The organism is Streptomyces sp. A01 (assembly GCF_059026195.1).
Window position 1 is genome coordinate 1 of the sequence record NZ_JBWLKN010000076.1, and the last position, 3,089, is coordinate 3,089.

Sequence of the window (3,089 nt, forward strand, 5' to 3'; positions counted from 1 at the left end):
CGACTGTCTCCGAACACCACAGCCCGGTGATCAAACACCGACCGCGTAGTAGCCAACGACCAACCCACGTCCGTAGGCGATACGTCGGTGGCGGCGGCCAGGTGCCTGGCCAGCGCCCGCGCCTGGCCGCGCAGGGCTTCGGCGCCGCGCGCGGACACGATCCACGGCGTGATGCCGCCCGCCGGGGCACGTTCGCCCGTGCCGCGCGGTGCCAAGGCAGTACGGGACGGGGCTTCATCCGCCCGCTCGGCCGCCGACTCCGGGCTCTCGGCGACTTGCTCCAGGACGATGTGCGCGTTCGTGCCGGAGATGCCGAAGGACGACACCCCGGCCCGGCGAGGGTGGTCGTCCGGTGTCCAGTCGACCGGCGAGGTCAGCAGGCGCACCGCGCCGCCGCTCCAGTCCACGTGCGGCGTGGGCTCGTTGAGGTGCAGGTTGGCCGGCAGCAGGCCGTGCCGCATCGCCATGACCATCTTGATCACGCCTGCCACGCCCGCGGCCGCGTGCGTGTGCCCGATGTTCGACTTCACCGATCCCAGCCACAGCGGCCGGTCGGCCTGTCGGCCCTGCCCGTACGTGGCCATCAGCGCTTCCGCTTCGATGGGGTCGCCCAGTGCGGTCCCGGTGCCGTGGGCCTCGACCGCGTCCACATCGACGGGGGTGAGCCTGGCGCTGGCCAGCGCCTGGTTGATCACGCGTTCCTGGGCGACGTCACTGGGCGCGGTCAGGCCGTTGCTGGCGCCGTCCTGGTTGATCGCCGAACCCCGGATGACCGCCAGCACACGACGGCCGTTACGCCGCGCGTCGGACAGCCGCTCCAACACCACCAGGCCGACGCCCTCGGAGAAGCCGGTGCCGTCGGCCGCGGCGTCGAAGGACTTGCAGCGGCCGTCCGGGGCCAGCGCCCGCTGCCGGGAGAACTCGGTGAACATCACGGGTGTCGAGAGCGCGTTGACCCCGCCCGCGAGCGCCAGCGTGCACTCGCCCTGGCGTATCGCCTGGCACGCGAGGTGCATGGCCACCAGCGAGGCGGAGCACGCGGTGTCCACCGTCACGGCGGGACCTTCGAGGCCCAGCGTGTACGCCACCCGGCCCGTCAGCAGGCTCGGGAGGACGCCGGTCGTGGCGTATCCCTCGAACCCCTCGGGGATGCGGAGCGTACGGGACAGATAGTCCTGCCCGGAGACCCCGGCGTAGACGCCGGTCCGGGAGCCCTTCAGCGAGAGTGGATCGATGCCGGAGCGTTCCAGGGCTTCCCACGCGGTCTGGAGCAGCAGCCGCTGCTGCGGGTCCATCGCCAGCGCCTCACGCGGGCTGATGCCGAAGAAGGCGGCGTCGAACCGGTCGGCGTCATAAAGGAACCCGCCCTGCTTCACACAGCTCGTGCCGTAGTGACCGGGGTCGGGGTGGTACAGGTTCTCCAGGTCCCAGCCGCGGTCGGTGGGGAATTCCCCGATCGCGTCCACGCCCGAGACGATCAGGTCCCAGTATTCCTCCGGCGACCGCGCCCCGCCCGGGAACTGGCATGCCATGCCCACCACGGCGACCGGCTCCTGGGCGCGGCCCTCCACCTCGCGCAGGCGCAGGCGCGTGTCATGCAGTTCCGCTGAGACCCGCTTGAGGTATTCGACCAGCTTCTCTTCATTCACCATGAGGTATCACCCGGCCTTTCGGCGGTGGTGGCGCGCAGCACATCAGGACACACCAAGTTCGTTGTGGATGAAGTCGAGGACCTGGTCCGCCGATGCGGACTCCAGCCTCTCGGCGGCGCTGCTCTCCCGCGCTGGTTTCCTGTCCGCCTTGACCTTCGCCAGCAGGCTTTCCAGCCGCGACATCACCGCACCGGAGACGCTGTCCTCCAATGCCGTGCGGGTCAGGGTGGTTTCGAGCCGGGTGAGATCCGTCAGGACCGGGTCGGCCACCGGGTGACGCTCCGTCGCGGCGGCCTCCCCGGGGGCGAGCCGACGCAGCAGATGACCGGCGATGCCGTCCGGGGTGGGGTACCGGAAGACGAGGGCCGCCGGAAGCCGCAGCCCGGTGACGGCGGCGAGCCGGTTGCGCAACTCGATCGCCATGAACGAGTCGAAGCCCAACTCCTTGAAGCTGGCCTTGACATGGACCGCGTCGGCGTCGGCATAGCCGAGCACTGTGGCGGCGTGGCCGCGGACGAGGGTGAGGAGCGTACGGTGCTGCTCGTCGGCGGACAGCCCGGCCAGTCGGCCCGCCCAGTCGGCGGCCTGTCCGCCGCCTCCTTCGGCCGCCGTGCGCCGTCCCCGCCGTCCGCCCTTCCCGGTCGCGGCCAGCGCCCGGAGCGGAGCGGGCACGGACGCGCGCAGTTGGTCGATGCCGACCTGTCGCATCGTCAGCGCGTCGACGGTCAGGACGGGGGCGCCGACGCCGTCGGCGACGGTCACCCGGAGCGCCCGTTCGCCCGCCGCACCCGCCGTGGTCGCCGCGTCTGCCGCACCCGCCGCGCCTTCGTGGAGTGGTGACAGCCGCACCCTGACCGTGCTCGCCTCACCGGCCCACAGCGCGACCCCGTTCCAGGTGAACGGCATCCACAACTGTCCAGGAGCGCAGCTGGTTCCGTTGCCGGATACGCCGGTGCTCTCACCGGGCTCCTCGCCGGTGTCCTCACCGACAGCGGTTGCGGTGCCGGACTGGTGGGTCAGCAGCGCCGGTTGGAGCGCCGCGTCCAAGAGCGCCGGGTGGATGCCGAACCCGTCGCGGTCACCGGCGGCCTTGGGCAGCTCGACCTCGGCCAGCACATCGGCACCGTGCCGCCACATGGCCCGCAGCCCCTGGAACGCGGGCCCGTAGCCGTAGCCCGCCGCGGCGATCCGCGCGGAGAAGCCCGCGACGTCCACCGGGTCCGCGCCCGCCGGAGGCCACACTCCCGCCAGCCCGTCGGCTTCCTCCGCCGAGGCGGGCGGGCCGAGCACTCCCTCGGCGTGGCATTCCCACGCGGTGTCGCCGCCGTCGTCATCGGCGCGGGAGTAGATCCGCACATCGCGCCGCCCGTCCTCGGTGGCGGCGGTCACCACCACCTGGACCAGCAAGGCACCCGAAGCGGGCATCACCAGCGGCAC

At 72.1% G+C, this 3,089-nt stretch carries 2 protein-coding genes; both read right to left on the reverse strand.

Annotation, left to right across the window (positions count from 1 at the left end):
* The coding region (locus AC5P1B_RS35545) for a type I polyketide synthase (protein WP_493892168.1) at positions 1 to 1,652 on the reverse strand (1,652 nt) is incomplete at its 3' end.
* Positions 1,653 to 1,694: 42 nt separating this feature from the next.
* Positions 1,695 to 3,089: polyketide synthase dehydratase domain-containing protein (locus tag AC5P1B_RS35550; protein ID WP_493892169.1), on the reverse strand; the 1,395-nt coding region annotated here is incomplete at its 5' end.